This is a genomic window from Pseudomonas reactans (assembly GCF_013385825.1).
In the GTDB taxonomy this organism is placed as follows: Bacteria; Pseudomonadota; Gammaproteobacteria; order Pseudomonadales; family Pseudomonadaceae; genus Aquipseudomonas; species Aquipseudomonas reactans.
The window spans coordinates 67,297-84,266 of the sequence record NZ_JACAPG010000024.1 but is presented as its reverse complement, the minus strand read 5'-3'; the positions used below and the strand labels follow the sequence as shown (position 1 = coordinate 84,266).

The window sequence follows — 16,970 nt, the reverse complement described above, 5'->3', positions numbered from 1 at the left end:
CTTAATTGCTCCCGGCGACTGGGACGCTGACGGTCCAAAGGCGCGGCTTGGACACCGGCCAGGTGCGCAGGCCCTTGACGTAGTCACGGCTGGCGGCAATCGCGTTGCCGTTGTACATCGGGATCATTGGCACGTCCTTGATCATCTGCTGGTGCAGTTGATCGAACAGCGCCTGGCGCTTGCTGATATCACCTTCGCGCTGGGCTTCACGCAGCCACTCGCGGGCCTGGGGGTTGTCCCAGACCTTGCGTGACTCCTTGTCCTTGTCGCCGGTCATCGAGTCGAAACTCAAGGCCGGGTCGAGGCGCTCGGAATACGGGAACGCCATCATCTGGTAGTTGCCGCTCTGGTAGCGCTCCAACTGCGTGCCCCACTCCAGGGTTTCCAGCTCCAGGTTGATACCGCTGGCCTTGGCCATGGCCTGCACGAACACGCCCATGTCGAAGATCGCCGCGTAACGCTTGTTGACGATCAGCTTGATCGGCTCGCCCTTGTAGCCGGCTTCCCGCAGCAGTTGCGCAGTCTTGGCCGGGTCGAAGGTGAAGCCCTGGTCTTCGACGGCGGTGTGGTAATGGCTGCCGCTGGCAACCATCGAGTTGTTGGCTTTGGAGCGACCGCCGGTGAGCGCCTCGACGATTTGTGCGGAGTCCAGGGCATGGGCGATGGCCTGGCGCAGGCGCACATCCTTGAGCAGCGGGTCGCGGGTCTGGAACAGCAACGCATTGACCGACATGGTGCCGCTGGAGGTCACGCGCACACCGGGGTTGGCCGCCAGTTCAGTGGCGTCCAGCGGAGTGACGTCAATCAGCAGGTCGACGTTTTTCGACAGCAGTGCAGCTTTGGCGGCCGCCGGGTCAGGGATGACCAGCAGGCGGACGCGGTCCACTTGGGCGGTCTTGTTACCGGTGTAGCCGTCGGGCTCTTTCTCGTCCCGAGGGGTGTAATTGGGGTTGCGCAGCAGCTCGACATATTGGCCGGGCTTCCACTCGCCCAGTTGGAATGGGCCAGTGCCGACCGGGGCTTTCCAGCTGCCATCGGCGTTGAGCGAGTCCGAAGACAGGATGCCGCTGCCGCCACACTCTGGCAGCGCAGTGCTGGTGAGGAACAGGCCGTTGGGCTTGTCGAGGGTGAAGACCACGGTAAGGGGGTCCGGGGCGCTCATGTCGACGATCTTCGCACCGCCATGGCCATCGAACTCAGGAGCGCAGCGCCACTGGGTCTTGGGGTCGAGGAAGCGCTTCCAGGTCCACAGCACGTCAGCGGACGTCAACGCCTTGCCATTCTGGAACTTCACCCCGTCGCGCAGGTGAAAGGTGTAGCGCAGGCCGTCGTCGGACACCTGCACGTCCTTGGCCAGCAGCGGGCCAACGGTGGCATCTTCGCGGAAGGCTACCAGCCCCTCGGTGATGTGCATGATCACGGCGTCGGAGTTGGTGTCACGGTTCACACCCGGGTCGGTGCTGCGGATGTCAGCGTTGAGCGCCACCGTCAATACACTTTCAGCGTGGGCAGTGCCCACCAGCGCCGTAGACAAGGCGCCTGCCAGGATAAGAGTCTTGTTCATGGATAACTGCACCTTAAATGTTCCTTACGCATGGGGTTCGGACGCTGGCAGGACCCAAAAAGAGGCACGGCCGAACACCTGGAGAGTTGTTGTTGTTTTAGTCGCCTTCACGGTTGGCGAATGTTCCTGGACCGATCTTATTCTTCACGTGGCAAGCTTGAGAAGAACGCTCCAAGTGATCAGGCTCGGCTTTTCCGATCACCTGCCGAGCCTGTCCTGACTTGCCTCCAGCCTACCGAAAAATCAGGGCCTGGACCCGTTTGCATGCGTTCAAAAATATTGAACCTGATCGGCCAAACCGATCTGTGCGCACCTGTAGCCATCAGATAAGCTGGCGGGCATTCAATGGTTTAAATGCTGAAACCTGAGGCAGTCCTTCATGACACTCACCCATCTGCGTGCATTCTGTGCCGTGGTCGAGAAAGGCAGCTTTCGCTCTGCCGCGCGCCAATTGGATGTGGCGCAAAGCACCTTGACCCAGTCGATCCAGACCTTGGAAAAAGAACTCGGTGTGGTGTTGTTGCAACGCTCAAACCAAGGCATCAACCTGACCTCGGCCGGTGAAGTGTTCCTGGTGCGTGCGCGCTCCATCACCCTCGACTGCGAACGTGCCCTGCTCGACCTGCAACCCTGGAAAGGCGAACCCGAAGGCCATATCGACCTGGGCGTGACCTCCGAGCCCCTCGCCGAACTGCTGGTGCCGGTGCTGAGCAACTTCACCCAGCGCTTCCCGCGCATCCAGGTGCATGTGGCCAGCGGCACCACCAAGGGCCTGGTGGAAAAAGTCCGCGATGGCCGTCTGGATTTCGTGCTGTGCCCACTGGCCCCGAATGTCACCGACATCGACCTGTCCATCGACCGCCTCTACAGTTCCAACGCCGGCATCATTGCACGCAAGGGCCACCCGCTGGCCCAGGCCAAGTCGGTGCAGGAACTGGTGGACTGCCAATGGATCAGCGTGCGCTCCACCGGTGTGATCGGCGGCGCCGAAAACCGCCTGGTCCAGCTGTTCCGCACCCAGGGCCTGGCGCCGCCGAAGATCGCCATCACCACCGACTCACTGCTGGAAACCCTGCACATCGTCTCGGAAACCGACTACCTGACCATCGAACCGCGCATGCTGCCGGGGATGAAGCTGTTCTCCAGCGCACTCACCACCATCGCCATCGAAGAACCCCTGGCGCCCCGAGATGTGTGCCTGATCAGCCGTCGTTCCGCGCCCCTCACCGGGGTCAGCCAGGAACTCACCAGCATGCTGATTTCCTATTCCCGGCTGGTGCACCGCAGCCGTTGATCCACCCTCTTGCCGAGCGTTTCCATGCCCCTGACCTCCTACGACGGTTTGCCCCGCGCCAGCGCCAGCAGTGTTGGCGTTGACCCCGACCGCCTGATCGCGTTTCTCGACGCCGTCAAGGCCGCCGGTCTCGACCTGCATGGTTTCATGCTGCACCGCCACGGCCACGTAGTCGCCGAAGGCTGGACCTGGCCGGTCGACCCTAACGAACCCCGCGTGCTGCACTCCATGGCCAAGAGTTTCACCGGTTGCGCCATCGGTCTGGCCATCGAAGAAGGCTTGCTCAAGCTTGACGATCCCCTGGTCACCTTCTTCCCCGACGAAGTGCCTGCCGACGTCGACCCGCGCCTGGCCGACATGACCGTCGAACACCTGCTGACCATGCGCACCGGGCACGCCAGCAATACGTCCGGCTCCGTATGGCGCGGCATCAGCACCAGCTGGATCGCGGAATTTTTCAAGATCCCACTGGCCTATGCGCCGGGCACCGAATACGTTTACACCAGCGCGGCCAGCTACATGCTCTCGGCGCTGATCAATCGCGTTGCCGGGCAGACCTTGCACGACTACCTCAAGCCGCGCCTGTTCATCCCCTTGGATATTCACAACGAAACCTGGGACAACGGCCCGGACGGCGTGAACCCCGGCGGCAATGGCCTCACCGCCCCCGTGTCGGCGGCGCTGAAACTGGCAGTGCTGCACGCCCAGGACGGCCTGTGGAATGGGCAGCAAATACTGCCGGCCGCCTGGGTCCGCGCCGCCACCCAACCCCAAGGCGGGCCGGAGAGTCGTTACGGCTACCACTGGATGATGAAACCCAGCGGGGCCTTCAGTGCGCTGGGGGTGTTTGTGCAGATGGCCGCCGTGTACCGCGAGTATGGCGCGACGCTGGTATTGGTGGGTGGAATGAAAAACTCGGCGGCGATCCTGCCGTTTGTCGAAGCCCATTTCCCGGCGGCGTTTATTAGCGGCGGCAGCCCTGGCGCGGATGCACGCCTGGAACAGCGGCTGGCGAGCATGGCCGAGCGACCTGCGCTAGTGTCTTTATGTGCTGCGCCGGCGAATGGGAAGCGCGTGTTTGAAATGGCCGACAACGGATTGGGCGTGCAGCGGTTGTCGTTTGAGTTTGCAGGCGATGTCTTGACCTTCGAACTCAGCGACAGTCAGGCCACCCATTCGTTGAAAGTGGGCGTTGATCACTGGCTCAGCGGCCTGACCAGCATGCCCGGCCGGGCGTTGCATCACGGTTATGAATTCAACGGCGCGCAGATCGTTGCCGGTGCCCGCTGGCTGGACGCCAGGACACTGGAAATGACCTGGATCTACCCGCAAACGGCATTCAGGGATCGTGTGGTGTGTGTGTTTGACGGGGATGGCGTGAGCGTTGCGCGCACGGTTAACGTCAACAGTGCGGAGCGCGAGCAGGCAGTGTTGATCGGCAGATCGCGCTAAGCGACCTGCCGCTCGCCGCAAGCAGGCTTAAGCACCCGGCTGCAGTAACAACGCCACCAGCGCACTCCATCCCGTCTGATGGGATGCGCCCAACCCGCGTCCGGTTTCCCCGTGGAAATACTCGTGGAACAACACCAAATCACGGCTGGCCGGGTCTGCTTCCAGCTGGGCGTAACCCGCCATCGACGGCCGTGAGCCATTTTCATCACGCAGAAAGAGTCGCGTCAGGCGCTGACTGAGGCCGTCGGCGACGTCCTCCAGGGAGGACAGGTAACCACTGCCGGTCGGGTACTCCACCGAGAAGTTGTCCGCGTAATAGCGGTGAAACTCCCGCAACGACTCGATCAGCATGTAGTTGACCGGCATCCACAACGGCCCGCGCCAGTTGGAGTTACCGCCGTACAGCCGCGAGTCGGATTCGCCCGGCTGGTAACTCGCACTCAGGGTATTGCCGTTCATCTTCAACGCCAGCGGTTGTTCGGCAAACGCCTTGGACAGGGAGCGCACGCCAAAGGCCGACAAGAACTCTTCGTCATCCAACATGCGCCGCAACAGGTCCTTGGTGCGTTCGCCGCGCAGAAGCGCCAGCAACAGGCGATTGCCCTGCCCCGGCTCGTTCCAGCGCGAGACCAGTTTGGCCAGGTCCGGCCGGTGCTTCATGAAGCCCAGCAAACGCTCGCGTAACCCTTGCAGGCCTTCATGCTCGCGCTGCTCCAGCACCAGCACGGCAAACAGCGGCATCAGCCCGACGATCGAACGCAGGCGCACCGGTTCGTTCTGGCCATCGGGGCGATGCAGCACATCGTAGAAGAACAGGTCCTGCTCGTCCCACAGGCCTTCGGCGCTGTCGTCGACGCGGTTGATGGCGCCGGCGATATACAGGAAGTGCTCGAAGAACTTTACGGCGATGTCGACATACACCCCGTTGCGCTTGGCCAGCTCCAGCGCGATGCGCATCAAGTCCAGCGCATAGGCCGCGACCCACGCCGTGCCGTCGGCCTGATCCAACTGGTAACCCGCTGGCAACGCGGCCGAGCGGTCGAACAAGGCGATATTGTCCAGCCCGAGGAAGCCGCCTTGGAACAGGTTTCGGCCTTCTGCGTCTTTACGGTTGACCCACCAGGAGAAATTCAGCAGCAGCTTGTGGAATATCCGCTCCAGGAAATCCATATCGCCTACGCCAGTCAGCGCCTTGTCCTGCTGGTAGACCCGCCAACTGGCCCAGGCATGCACCGGCGGGTTGGCGTCGTCGAAGCGCCATTCGTAAGCGGGCAACTGGCCGTTGGGGTGCATGAAGCGATCTTTCACCAGCAGCAACAGTTGCTGCTTGGCATAGCCCGGATCGATCAGCGCAATGGCCACTGCCTGGAAGCCTTGGTCCCACGAGGCGTACCACGGGTATTCCCAGGTGTCGGGCATGGAAAGGATGTCGAAATTCGACAGGTGCCGCCAATGGGTGTTGCGGATATGCAGGCGCTCGGGCGGCGGCGCAGGTTGTGCCGGGTCGCCGTCGAGCCATTGGTTCACGTCGAAATAGTAGAGCTGCTTGGACCACAGCAGCCCGGCCAGGGCCTGACGCTGCACATTGCGCGCATCCTCATCGGCGATGCCGCGTTGCAAGGCGGCGTAGAAGTCATCGGCCTCTTGGCGGCGTTGCTCGAACAGCTTGCGGGCGTTGACCGGCGGCGCGTCGACCGGGGCAAAACGCAAATAGAGGGTTTTGCTGTCCAGGCCTGCCAGGTCGAGGATGAAGCGCGCGGCGACTTTGGTGCCGCCGTCACGGCGAATTGCCGATTGAACACCGCCGATCACATAATCATTGATCCCATCCTTGAACGGCCCCGGTGCCGGCTGCCCATCCAACCGGGGGACATTGGTTTCGTTCTCGCAGAACAACCATTCCACGCCGTCCTGGCCCCAGGCACTGAGATGGCGATCCGCCAATTCATGATGACGCGCCAGCACCTGTTCACCGTCCCGCATCAACTGCGGCTTGGGCGCGTCGAAGGTCCAGCTCCAGTCATTACGCGCCCACAGTTGGGGCAACACTTGCAAACGCGTCGGTTGCCCCGAACGGTTGTGTACGGTGATACGCATGAAAATGTCGTCGGGCTGATGCTTGGCATATTCGACGCTGACATCGCAGTAGCGGTTGTCTTCGAACACCCCGGTGTCGAGGATCTCGTACTCGGCATCCGCCAGGCCACGGCGGGCGTTTTCGCTGATCAGGTCGGCGTAGGGAAAGGCGGCGTGGGGGTATTTGTAGAGCATGCGCATGTAGGCATGGCTCGGTACGCCGTCGACGAAAAAGTACAATTCCTTGACGTCTTCACCGTGGTTGCCTTCGGCGTTGTTGAGACCGAACAGGCGCTCCTTGAGGATCGCGTCACGCTCGTTCCACAGGGCCAGGCCCAAGCACCAGCGTTGGGACTTGTCGCTGAAACCGGCTAAACCATCCTCGCCCCAGCGATAGGCGCGACTGCGTGCGTGTTCATGGGGGAAGTAAGTCCAGGCGTCACCATCGGCGCTGTAGTCTTCGCGCACCGTGCCCCATTGGCGTTCGCTTAAATAAGGGCCCCACTCGCGCCACCGCTCGGCATCCGGCTGCGCCAGGCGTTGGCCTTCGAGGGTTGCACGTATTCGGTTGTCGGGTGTGGCCGTCATCGGGTCCTCCATCGCCTACCAGGTGAGAGGCAGTGTAGAGCCCAATGACGCCCGGGTGCACATGAAGACTTAGAAGATCGCGTAGGTGTAGTTGAAGATCAGGCGGGTCTGGTCCTGGTCGGCGGTGCCGGTGTTCTTGCCGTGATAGGTGCCGGTACGGAAAGTCGTACCGAAACCTTTCAGTGGACCGGCCTGCACAACGTAGTCCAGGCGGAAGTCGGCTTCGTTTTCTTTCTGGTCAGGGCCACCGGCTACCTTCGACTTGATGTCCCGGCCATCCAGGTAAGCCACGGACGCCTTCAGGCCCGGCACGTAGGCCTTGAAATCATACGAGTACTGACCAAAGTTGACCTGCTCGCCCGCGCGGGAGAATTGGCCGACCACGGCGTCAGTGAACAGGTAGAAGTCGCTGCCGCCAGCGCCTTGTGCATGCGGATCGGCCAGGCTGCCCTGATTCACCCACACAAAGCCGCCGTCGTCACCCACGCCAATGTGGCCGAGCATCAAGCTACTGCCGCCCAACTGGTAGGTGAAGGCCGCGCTGTAGGTTTTGTTGTCCACTTCGCCGGCGTGCTTGGCGTAGCCGCCGTTGTTGTTGAACTGGTAGCCGCTCTCGCCGTTCTTGCCGTCGCTGCTGCTGTCGAAGTAGCGCAGGTCGGTCTTGAACGACTGGTCATTGCCCAGCGGCAACACGTGGACCAGGCCGAAGTAGTTCTGTTTGTAGAAGTCCTGCAACTGGGCGTAGTAGTACTGCAACGTCAGGTTTTTCGCGATGACGTTGTCGGAAGAGCCAAACGGTTTGTAGTCCACCCCACCAAATTTGAAGCTGTCGCTGTCGCGGGTGCCGCCGGCTACGCTCAAGCCGGTGGAGTTGCTGGAGGCGCGGCCTTCAGCGCGGTTCAGCTCACCACCGGTGAAGGTGACGTTGGGGATGTCGTTGGAGGTCAGGATGCCGCCGTCAAAGGTCTGCGGCGCCACGCGGCTGTCGTTGGACACCAGGATCGGCAACACCGGCGCCAAGCCACCCCCCACATGCAACTCGGTCTGGGAAATGCGGAACTTCACGTTGCCAGCCGCGCGACCGAAAGAATCGGCAGGTTCAGTGCCGTTGTTCTTGGTCGGAAAGAAGCTGTTGCCGTTGCCCGACAGGCCCGCGCCCGCCGTGTGGCCATCACCACCGTCCAGACGCAGCGCGCCGAAGGCCATGACATCAAACCCCAGGCCGACGGTGCCTTGGGTGAAGCCGGATTTATAGTCAAAACGCAGCGCGGTTGCGGTTTCGCGCAGGTCGTTGTTGGTCCCCGAGCGGTTATCCGCGCTGTAGTACATGGTCCGCGAGCTGATGGCCGCGTGACTGTCTTCAAGGAAGCCGCTGTGACCGTTGCCCGTGCCCAGCGAACCGAGCCCGAAATCATCAGCGAATGCCTGTTGTGCAAGAACGGCGGCGGTGATCGACAACGCCAGTGTAGAAATTTTCATTAACGACAGCCCCTAAACATTTTTTTATGTGTCTGGTGTGCATAACGGCGTTTTCATCCTTGCAAACGTGACGATTCTTTCATGCCGACCGGGGCGAACTCCGTGAAGAATTAGTTAGGAAAATCGCCCTTAAATGAAATTTCTCACAGGCTGTTTTTTGTCATATTCACGTCATCTCATTCATTTGCAGAATGAAGTCCTGAGGATTCTTCGTTTGCAAGCGCGCCTTGCGCTCAACAAAATCCAGGTACAGGCCACCTCTATCGTCATCGCCATCAGGAATTTTTCTATGCCTAGCACCGCACATGTCAGCCCAGACGAGATCCGTAAGGGTTTTTCCAAGGCCATGTCCGATATGTACCGAGATGAAGTTCCCCTGTATGGCGCGCTGATGGAGCTGGTGGCCGAGACCAATGCTCACGTGCTCGACACCCAGCCGCCGCTGGCGCAGCAACTGCAACGCACCGGCGAAATCCAGCGCCTGGACATGGAACGCCACGGCGCGATCCGCCTGGGCACGGCAGAGGAACTGGCGACCATCAGCCGCCTGTTCGCAGTGATGGGCATGCACCCGGTGGGCTACTACGACCTGACACCGGCTGGCGTGCCCGTGCACTCCACCGCATTTCGCGCCGTGCATGAACAGGCGCTGCAAACCAGCCCGTTTCGCGTGTTTACCTCATTGCTGCGCCTGGAACTGATCGAAAACCCCGACCTGCGCGCCTTTGCCGAAACCGCCCTGGCCAAGCGCTCGATCTTCACCCCTGGCGCCCTGGCGCTGATCGAACAAGCGGAAAAGCACGGCGGCCTCAACGCCGTGGATGCCGATGAGTTCATCCGCCAGGCCCTGGAAACATTCCGTTGGCACCACACCGCCACCGTTACCGGGGCGCAGTACCAGCAACTGAGCGACCAGCACCGCCTGATCGCCGACGTGGTCGCCTTCAAAGGCCCGCACATCAACCACCTGACCCCGCGCACCCTGGACATAGACCAGGTCCAGGCTGCCATGCCCGGCAAAGGCATCACACCAAAAGCCGTGATCGAAGGACCGCCTCGCCGCCGCTGCCCGATCCTGCTGCGCCAGACCAGCTTCAAGGCCCTGGATGAACCCATCGACTTCACCGACGCCCAAGGCAGCCACAGCGCACGCTTCGGCGAAATCGAACAACGCGGCGTAGCACTCACGCCCAAAGGCCGTGCGCTGTACGACCAGTTGTTGAACGCCGCGCGCGACGAACTGGGCGCTTTCCCCAATGAAGGCAACGCCACGCGTTATGTCGAATTGATGGAACGGCACTTCCAGGCCTTCCCGGATGATCACGCGCAGATGCGTGAACAGGGCCTGGCCTACTTCCGCTACTTCACCACCGAGCAGGGCCTGGCGGCGCGCGGTTCGGCTGATCAACCGCGAACCCTGGACGCATTGATCGCAGCGGGCCACATCGATGTGGAGCCTTTGGTGTATGAAGATTTTCTGCCGGTGAGTGCGGCGGGGATTTTCCAGTCGAACCTGGGGGATGCGGCGCAGAGTCACTACGCAGCCAACTCGAACCAGGCCGAATTTGAGAAGGCGCTGGGCCGTCGGACGATCGATGAATTGAAGCTGTATGGCGAGACGCAGCAGCGCTCGATTGATGAGTGCACACAGGCACTGCTGTCCTGAATGAAGTACCCACCCGGCTCACCAGCGCAATCCTTGCGCCGCACCAGTCCCCAGAGCCGGGTGCCCCTCAGTTGTGAATCCCTCCAAATATCCCGGAAAGGTAGTTGCCAGAAACAACCTACACGATTTTAGGAAGCCCATGGTTTGAGATAAATCCTAATCGAGACGAAGCTGAAAATACGTGATCGCCGTACAGCGCTAATCGTGTCGAACAGGAGATATCATGACAACAGCCACGAATATTCTAATAGTCGGCGCCGGACATATGGGCAGTGCGATTGCACGTGGGCTGAAGCAATCAAGCCCGAACATGGCGATAATTGTCGTCGAGCCTAATCCTGATAGACGGGCTGAAATGATTAGCGCCGGGTTTATAGCTGAAGAAGGCATGCCGACTTCCTTAGCATCTGAAATCATAATTCTATCTATCCCACCTCAAGCCTTTCCGAGCTTTTCAGAAGCCAACCCTCACATCAAACAATACCCAGGCATGATCGTGTCCGTCATGGCCGGAATAAGCCTATCCGAACTGAAAGATCGTCTCCAAACACCGCAACTATCTCGAGCAATACCCAACTTGCCTTGTGCTATTAATGAAGGCATAACTGTTTTAACATTTACTCCTCAGACTACAAAGAAAAATATCGACTTAGTCCGCGATCTATTCACCAAGCTCGGCGATTTGTTCATCGTCAATGATGAGCCGCTTATTGACAGCGCTACCGCATTGGTAGGAGGCGGGCCTGCTTATGTTTCATACTTTGCTGCCGCACTTGTCGAGTATGCAGTATCAGCTGGCTTTGACAAAACGACTGCCACTTCAATCACGAATACGTTATTCCGTGGCACGTTCATACTGCTGACAGCGAATTCAGAGCCGCCAATGAGACTTTGTGAACGGGTTATGACACCTGAAGGTACAACAGAAAGAGCTATAGATTTTTTCAATGAAAAACAGGCACGAAACATTATTATAGATGGACTAAAACATGCCTGCACTCGATCAAGAAATCTAGGACGGAGGTCATAGAGATGCTAGGACTTATTGATCACGGAACCGCGGGCACCCACCACTTAAAAAGTGAAACCGCAGAAAGCACGAACAATAGATACAAAGTCTATTTCGGCCTAGGTCATTCCCTAAATTTAATTCACTCACCCGAAGTTTTCAAAGTAAGCCTCGCAGGCGTAAGACTCGGCAACTATCTAATGCAAATTCGAAGCAACAACTCTCCAAAGGGTGGCTTTTTGGACGTCGGCACAGGAAGCGGTGCTCATGCGCTATTGATGCGTATGGCAGGTACTTGCGATATTACTGCCATTGACGTTTCCGGGGAGTCTATTGAACAGGCAAAACTACACGAGCATATAAATTTCAAAACGAACTCGATTTCTTTTTTTGTCAGCGACCTGTTCAACAACCTCCCGCAAAGGCAATTCCAAACAATCGTTTTCAACCCGCCAGGCTGGCGCACTCCCTCCCACTCACTCTTGAAACGATTAAGCATGCTGGACCAGGCTGGGCAAATTCCCCTCCGGTCCATGTTCTACGGTGAAGAGGTAGTTTCTCGGTTCCTTGACGACCTCCCTAAATACCTTGCTCCTGAAGGCACCGCTATTGTAGGCCTTAACTCCTTGATTGGAATATATGACCTTCTAGACAAATACAACAAAAAACACAATAAAAACCCACCACTAGTCTATCGACTAGTGGAGCGCCATACCTTCCCACTTTTTTACTACTCGCCGCACTGGGAGTCGCTAAGTAAACACCTCAAAAAAGAATTTGATCGTTGGGCAAAGCGGGATTCAGCCGCCTATTCTATCGACGATAGCGGAGCAATATTCTGGTCATACGAGATAATTGAATTTCGCCATATAACGAAACAATAAATTATGAGCCCTACAATAAAGACATGCTCGCAGCAACACCTGGCAATCGCACTGTCGGGGCTCGCTAACTTTTTTCTCGGCGCGTCTTCTCTTTACTGGAAAGCACTTAGCGAATTTCCATCCATAACATTGGTCGTATACAGAATTACATTATCCAGTGCCATTCTCGCGTTATTCCTTCTTATCTTCAGGCGACTCAACCACTTTAAAGCCTTAACACCAAAATTAATTATCACACACTGCGCAGCCGCGACCATGATCGCATTCAATTGGGGAGCATTCATTTGGTCATCCATCAACGGACATCTGTTAGAAAGTGGTCTCGGCTACCTTTTGGCCCCTTTCATCTCAATTGGAATGGGCTGCTTGATTTACCATGAGCCCATCACACCGCGAAAAATTCTCTCCACCATCGTCGCGCTAAGCTCAGTCGCATCTCTTACATTTCTCAGCGAAAATCTAAATCACTGGACCTACCTGCTGATCGCCACAACATGGGGATCCTATACTTATCTAAAAAAAACAACCTCATTAGACGCCATAAGCGGATTGTTTCTAGAAACTTTTTTTTTGACCGTGATTTTGACATTTGTCGTTTGGACACTCGACTTAACTATCACTCGACCACATGAATCACCTGACCAAAATTTATCAATCTGGTTCGCGGGCGTGGTATCCGTAACACCATTACTGATGTTTTCTTTTGCCACCAATAAAATACCACTCTCCATGACTGGCTTTTTACAATTCATACTACCGCTCACGCTGTTCAGTATTGGTATTTTTTTTTACAAGCAAGCGATACCCACTCTATCCCTAACACTGCTCATGGTAACAGCCGGCATATTAGCAACCCTCCTTGCTTACGACATTTCAACCTCCACCTCATCAAAAACAAGGAGCACAAGAGATGAAAAACATTTATGACGTCATCGTTATAGGCCTTGGCGTTATGGGAACAGCTGCCTTATGGCGAGCCGTATCGAAATCCACTCGTGTTCTGGGCATTGAAGCTTCGGGCCCCACTCATAGTTATGGTTCCTCTCAAGGGGAATCAAGAATATTCCGACGCGCCTACTGGGAGGGTGAAAAATATCTTCCGTTACTCAATCATGCAGACTTGCTATGGAACGAGCTGGAACGGCTTACTCAAAGACAATTAATATTTCGCACCGGGGGTTATTCATCGGGCACGGGTCTAGCCGAATCATCGCAGGAAGCATTAAAACTGCCAAGGAAGGCAAAATAGAACATGAAGTATGGAGCGGCGAGAGAGTCAAGCAAGCTTTTCCGTCATTTGACTTGAAAAATGAGATGACGGCAGTATTCGAGCCTGGTGCATATGCTCTATCGGCTTGCGATGCCAGACTGGGCATGCTGAATCAAGCTATTCGCAAGGGGGCTGTAGCTCAGTTTGGTGACAGAGTTGTAAGTCTCGAAAATCATAGGCTAGGCGTCCAAGCACTCACACTCAGCGGTCATACCTACATCGCAAAGTCAGCGATAATTACAACAGGCCCGTGGATTACTAATAGTTTCATACCAAGCGTGGGGGATTTTCTGGAGCCGCGCCAAGTCCCTATCTTTTGGTTCAAACCAAAAAAGCATTATGAAAGCGTTTTCTCTTTAGAAAAATTCCCCGTTTTCTTATACGAACTCAAAGATGGAAGCATCCTTTATGGCGCACCTTCAATTAGTAAAACCGAGCCTGGCATAAAAATTGGCTTTCATAACAGACAACAACTCACTTCCACACCAAACTGGAACAGTCAGCCGGTAAAACAAGCGTTTTCAGATGAAATATCCAAGACTATCGAAACTCTATTTTCTGGACTTGACCCGCAACCTATAAAGGCAAAAAACTGCTTCTATACAGTCAGCCCCGATGAGTCGTTTTTGATCGGAAGAATTCAGTCGCTCAATTCAAGTTACTTTGCATCCGCTTGCTCTGGGCACGGATTTAAATTTGCGCCAGCCATCGGTGATGCTCTAGCCAATCTGGCTACTGGGCAACGGCCGGAGGTTTCATTATCAGCATTCTCGCCCGACCGATTTGGCTCAAAGTCACCCCGATGAAGTACCCACCCGGCTCACCAGCGCAATCCTTGCGCCGCAACAGTCCCCAGAGCCGGGTGGGCGGTGGGCATCATAGGCAGTGCAAGCCGCCCTGTCCTTCAGACAATTCTGAACAAATGTGTCCGCCCCTGCTGTAGGAGCGAGCTTGCTCGCGAAAAACCTGAGAGCGCCGCGATGAACCAGAAGCGCTGCGTTATCGTTGACGTTTTTCGCGAGCAAGCTCGCTCCTACAGGGGGGTGTGTTTTTGGCTTATGCCAACTTCGCCACAATGTCGTCTTTGATCAACAGCCGTTTCTTCTTCAGCTTCTCCACCTCCTCATCGCTGGCACTCGCCGACTCTGCCTTCAGCACCTCCTTGTCAGCGTCATCGTATTGAGTGAGCAGCGAGTCCAGGCGTTTGTCGCTCGCCCTGCGTTCGTGAACGACTTCCTTGCTCAACCCCAAGTCCTGATACAGGTCGTGTTTCACTGGCATGGCGTACCTCCGCACGTTGATCAATGGCTTACGCCTAGAAGCTAGACCATTGCGAGGGGTCTTGTCATGTCCGGGGTCAATACAGCCCCGTTCGTCGCAGCGCGGGCGTTTGGATCAAACCTTTGCTATGCCCTGCCCTCCACTCTAGATAGCCATTCGAGGGAGACCGGTTTCATGACTCATGCCGCCACCGCTGTCGACACCCAATGCATCAACACGATCCGCACCCTGGCCATGGACGCCGTGCAGAAGGCCAATTCTGGCCATCCGGGCACGCCCATGGGCCTGGCGCCGGTGGGTTACACGCTGTGGAGTCGCTTCCTGCGCTATCACCCGGAGCATCCCGACTGGCCCAACCGTGACCGTTTTGTGTTGTCGGTGGGGCATGCGTCGATGTTGCTGTATTCGCTGCTGCACCTGGCGGGTGTGGTGGAAATCGACGCCCATGGCAAGCGCACTGGCCAGCCGGCGATTAGCCTGGACGACATCAAGCAGTTCCGGCAGGCCGATTCAAAAACTCCGGGCCATCCCGAGTACCGCATGACCACTGGCGTGGAAACCACCACCGGGCCACTCGGCCAGGGCTGCGCCAACAGCGTCGGCATGGCGATGGCCGAGCGCTGGTTGGCCGAGCGTTTCAACCGTGATAGCAAGGTGTTGTTCGACTACAACGTCTACACCCTGTGCGGTGACGGCGACATGATGGAAGGCATCAGTAGCGAAGCCGCGTCGATGGCCGGCCACCTGAAGCTGGCGAACCTGTGCTGGATCTACGATAACAACACCATCAGTATCGAAGGCCACACCGAGTTGGCGTTCAGCGAAGACGTGATCCAGCGCTTCCAGGCCTATGGCTGGCACACGTTGCACGTGACTGACGCCAATGACTTGCAGGCGCTGAGCGCAGCGTTGGAGACATTCAAGGCGAACACAGGAGCGCCGACCCTGATCGTGGTCGACAGCGTGATCGGCTACGGCTCGCCCCACAAGCACAACACTGCCGCCGCCCATGGCGAACCGTTGGGCGATGAAGAAATCCGCCTGACCAAGGCCGCTTATGGCTGGCCGCAGGATTCAAGTTTTCTGGTGCCGGACGACGCGCGCACCGTCTTGCGTGATGCCCTGTTGGAACGCAGCCAGGCGTTGTACGAAATATGGAATCAGCACCTGTCGCAGTTGGAGCAGTACGAGCCGGAACTGGCTGACGAGTTGCGCCGCATGCGTGCAGGAGAAATGCCCGAGCATTGGCAAGACGATTTACCTCACTTCGACAGCGATCCCAAGGGTATCGCCAGCCGCGCAGCCGGTGGCGAAGTGCTGAATTCGTTTGCCCAACAAATCCCGTGGCTGCTGGGCGGCTCGGCGGACTTGTCACCGTCGACCAAGACCAACCTCACCTTCGACGGCGCCGGACGTTTCAGTGCCGACGACTACAGCGGGCGTAACCTGCACTTCGGCATCCGAGAACACGCCATGGGCGCGATTGCCAATGGCATGGCGCTGTCCTACCTGCGGCCGTACACCTCGACCTTCCTGGTGTTCAGCGACTATATGAAACCGCCGATCCGACTGGCGGCGATCATGGAATTGCCGGTGGTGTTTGTGTTTACCCATGACTCGATTGGCGTCGGTGAAGACGGGCCGACGCACCAGCCGATCGAGCACCTCACGCAACTGCGCGCCACACCGGGGTTGCTGACACTGCGGCCCGGCGATGCCAATGAAACCCTGGAATTGTGGAAGGTAGCCCTGGCGCAAACCCATCGGCCAAGCTGTGTGGTGTTGTCGCGCCAGCCGTTGCCGACGTTGGATCGTACGAAATATGCGGCGGCGTCCGGGGCAGCCAAAGGGGCATATGTGTTGGCGAGTGCCAACGAGCCCAAAGTGATTCTGTTGGCGACCGGCAGCGAGGTCAGCCTGGCCGTGGCGGCGTATGAACAGTTGGAAAACGAAGGGATTGCCGCGCGGGTCGTCTCGATGCCGAGTTGGGAGTTGTTTGAAGACCAGGACCAGGCGTATCGCGACAGCGTGTTGCCGCCAGCGGTGAAGGCGCGGGTTGTGGTGGAACAGGCTGGGCCATTGGGTTGGGGCCGGTATGTGGGGCAGGCCGGGGCCAAGGTGGTGATGAACAGCTTTGGCGCGTCGGCACCGCTGGCCAAGTTGCAGGAGAAGTTTGGGTTTACGGTGGAGAATGTGGTGGAGCAGGCTTTATCGCAGGTTCAACTGATTCAGGGTTGAGCTAAAAGTGGGATTGCTCGCGAATGCCGGGGGGCAGTTTTTTTGGTGGGGTACATATCCGTTATTTAGGTAATGGCTGATATTGGTTCCGCCCTTACGGCGGGTCACTTTTGGAAAAGAGCCCCAAAAGTAACCAAAAGGGCTCTTGCCCCAACACTCGGTACCTCGC

13 protein-coding genes are annotated in these 16,970 nt (G+C 57.6%); 9 read left to right on the top strand and 4 right to left on the bottom strand.

What is annotated here, in order from left to right; translation table 11 throughout:
* Nucleotide 1: 1 nt before the first annotated feature.
* Nucleotides 2-1,564 (bottom strand): ABC transporter substrate-binding protein, encoded by a 1,563-nt coding sequence (locus HX868_RS28325; protein WP_177005111.1) that lies wholly within the window; start codon nucleotides 1,562-1,564, stop codon nucleotides 2-4.
* 379 nt (nucleotides 1,565-1,943) lie between these two features.
* Here HX868_RS28325 and HX868_RS28320 point away from each other — a divergent pair, with 379 nt between their 5' ends.
* Together HX868_RS28320 and HX868_RS28315 are read left to right on the top strand one after the other, a co-directional pair.
* Nucleotides 1,944-2,858, top strand: a complete 915-nt coding sequence (locus tag HX868_RS28320) for a LysR substrate-binding domain-containing protein (protein ID WP_095016589.1) — start codon at nucleotides 1,944-1,946, stop codon at nucleotides 2,856-2,858.
* Between the two features lie 24 nt (nucleotides 2,859-2,882).
* Nucleotides 2,883-4,310, top strand: coding sequence for a serine hydrolase domain-containing protein (locus tag HX868_RS28315; protein WP_177005110.1), 1,428 nt, complete (start codon nucleotides 2,883-2,885; stop codon nucleotides 4,308-4,310).
* Nucleotides 4,311-4,337: 27 nt separating this feature from the next.
* On the opposite strand, the gene HX868_RS28310 is transcribed toward HX868_RS28315, so the two are convergent.
* Nucleotides 4,338-6,974 carry an MGH1-like glycoside hydrolase domain-containing protein gene (locus HX868_RS28310; protein WP_177005109.1) on the bottom strand — a complete coding sequence of 879 codons (2,637 nt, stop codon included), beginning with the start codon at nucleotides 6,972-6,974 and terminating at the stop codon, nucleotides 4,338-4,340.
* A gap of 69 nt (nucleotides 6,975-7,043) precedes the next feature.
* The gene (locus tag HX868_RS28305; protein ID WP_095016592.1) at nucleotides 7,044-8,453 is read right to left on the bottom strand and encodes an OprD family outer membrane porin; all 1,410 of its coding nucleotides are present in this window, start codon (nucleotides 8,451-8,453) and stop codon (nucleotides 7,044-7,046) included.
* 289 nt (nucleotides 8,454-8,742) lie between these two features.
* Here HX868_RS28305 and hglS point away from each other — a divergent pair, with 289 nt between their 5' ends.
* The 6 genes from hglS (at nucleotide 8,743) to HX868_RS28280 (ending at nucleotide 14,088) form a co-directional block, all read left to right on the top strand.
* Nucleotides 8,743-10,119: a 2-oxoadipate dioxygenase/decarboxylase HglS gene (gene hglS / locus HX868_RS28300; RefSeq protein ID WP_177005108.1), complete on the top strand. Its 1,377-nt coding sequence runs from the start codon at nucleotides 8,743-8,745 to the stop codon at nucleotides 10,117-10,119.
* Between the two features lie 223 nt (nucleotides 10,120-10,342).
* Nucleotides 10,343-11,149: a pyrroline-5-carboxylate reductase family protein gene (locus HX868_RS28295; RefSeq protein ID WP_177005107.1), complete on the top strand. Its 807-nt coding sequence runs from the start codon at nucleotides 10,343-10,345 to the stop codon at nucleotides 11,147-11,149.
* Between the two features lie 2 nt (nucleotides 11,150-11,151).
* Entirely contained in the window at nucleotides 11,152-12,012 is an 861-nt protein-coding gene (locus HX868_RS28290; RefSeq protein WP_177005106.1) for a methyltransferase, read from the top strand.
* Between the two features lie 255 nt (nucleotides 12,013-12,267).
* Complete coding sequence (locus HX868_RS28285) at nucleotides 12,268-12,939, top strand: EamA family transporter (protein WP_177005105.1); 672 nt, start codon at nucleotides 12,268-12,270, stop codon at nucleotides 12,937-12,939.
* Nucleotides 12,923-13,261, top strand: a complete 339-nt coding sequence (locus HX868_RS31370; RefSeq protein ID WP_425504253.1) for an FAD-dependent oxidoreductase — start codon at nucleotides 12,923-12,925, stop codon at nucleotides 13,259-13,261. Before HX868_RS28285 ends, HX868_RS31370 begins: the two co-directional genes overlap by 17 nt.
* A complete protein-coding gene (locus HX868_RS28280; RefSeq protein WP_425504255.1) occupies nucleotides 13,171-14,088 on the top strand; it encodes an FAD-dependent oxidoreductase in 918 nt (305 codons plus the stop codon). Before HX868_RS31370 ends, HX868_RS28280 begins: the two co-directional genes overlap by 91 nt.
* Nucleotides 14,089-14,338: 250 nt before the next feature.
* On the opposite strand, the gene HX868_RS28275 is transcribed toward HX868_RS28280, so the two are convergent.
* Nucleotides 14,339-14,563: a DUF465 domain-containing protein gene (locus HX868_RS28275; RefSeq protein ID WP_095016594.1), complete on the bottom strand. Its 225-nt coding sequence runs from the start codon at nucleotides 14,561-14,563 to the stop codon at nucleotides 14,339-14,341.
* Nucleotides 14,564-14,737: 174 nt separating this feature from the next.
* Between HX868_RS28275 and tkt the strand changes: the two genes are divergently transcribed.
* Nucleotides 14,738-16,801 carry a transketolase gene (gene tkt, locus HX868_RS28270; protein ID WP_177005103.1) on the top strand — a complete coding sequence of 688 codons (2,064 nt, stop codon included), beginning with the start codon at nucleotides 14,738-14,740 and terminating at the stop codon, nucleotides 16,799-16,801.
* The last annotated feature ends 169 nt before the right edge of the window (nucleotides 16,802-16,970 follow it).

Excerpts from the sequence above, each read along its gene's own strand:
- HX868_RS28325 (WP_177005111.1), bottom strand. The coding sequence starts at position 1,564 with ATGAACAAGACTCTTATCCTGGCAGGCGCCTTGTCTACGGCGCTGGTG.
- HX868_RS28320 (WP_095016589.1), top strand. The coding sequence starts at position 1,944 with ATGACACTCACCCATCTGCGTGCATTCTGTGCCGTGGTCGAGAAAGGC.
- HX868_RS28315 (WP_177005110.1), top strand. The coding sequence starts at position 2,883 with ATGCCCCTGACCTCCTACGACGGTTTGCCCCGCGCCAGCGCCAGCAGT.
- HX868_RS28310 (WP_177005109.1), bottom strand. The coding sequence starts at position 6,974 with ATGACGGCCACACCCGACAACCGAATACGTGCAACCCTCGAAGGCCAA.
- HX868_RS28305 (WP_095016592.1), bottom strand. The coding sequence starts at position 8,453 with ATGAAAATTTCTACACTGGCGTTGTCGATCACCGCCGCCGTTCTTGCA.
- hglS (WP_177005108.1), top strand. The coding sequence starts at position 8,743 with ATGCCTAGCACCGCACATGTCAGCCCAGACGAGATCCGTAAGGGTTTT.
- HX868_RS28295 (WP_177005107.1), top strand. The coding sequence starts at position 10,343 with ATGACAACAGCCACGAATATTCTAATAGTCGGCGCCGGACATATGGGC.
- HX868_RS28290 (WP_177005106.1), top strand. The coding sequence starts at position 11,152 with ATGCTAGGACTTATTGATCACGGAACCGCGGGCACCCACCACTTAAAA.
- HX868_RS28285 (WP_177005105.1), top strand. The coding sequence starts at position 12,268 with ATGATCGCATTCAATTGGGGAGCATTCATTTGGTCATCCATCAACGGA.
- HX868_RS31370 (WP_425504253.1), top strand. The coding sequence starts at position 12,923 with ATGAAAAACATTTATGACGTCATCGTTATAGGCCTTGGCGTTATGGGA.
- HX868_RS28275 (WP_095016594.1), bottom strand. The coding sequence starts at position 14,563 with ATGCCAGTGAAACACGACCTGTATCAGGACTTGGGGTTGAGCAAGGAA.
- tkt (WP_177005103.1), top strand. The coding sequence starts at position 14,738 with ATGACTCATGCCGCCACCGCTGTCGACACCCAATGCATCAACACGATC.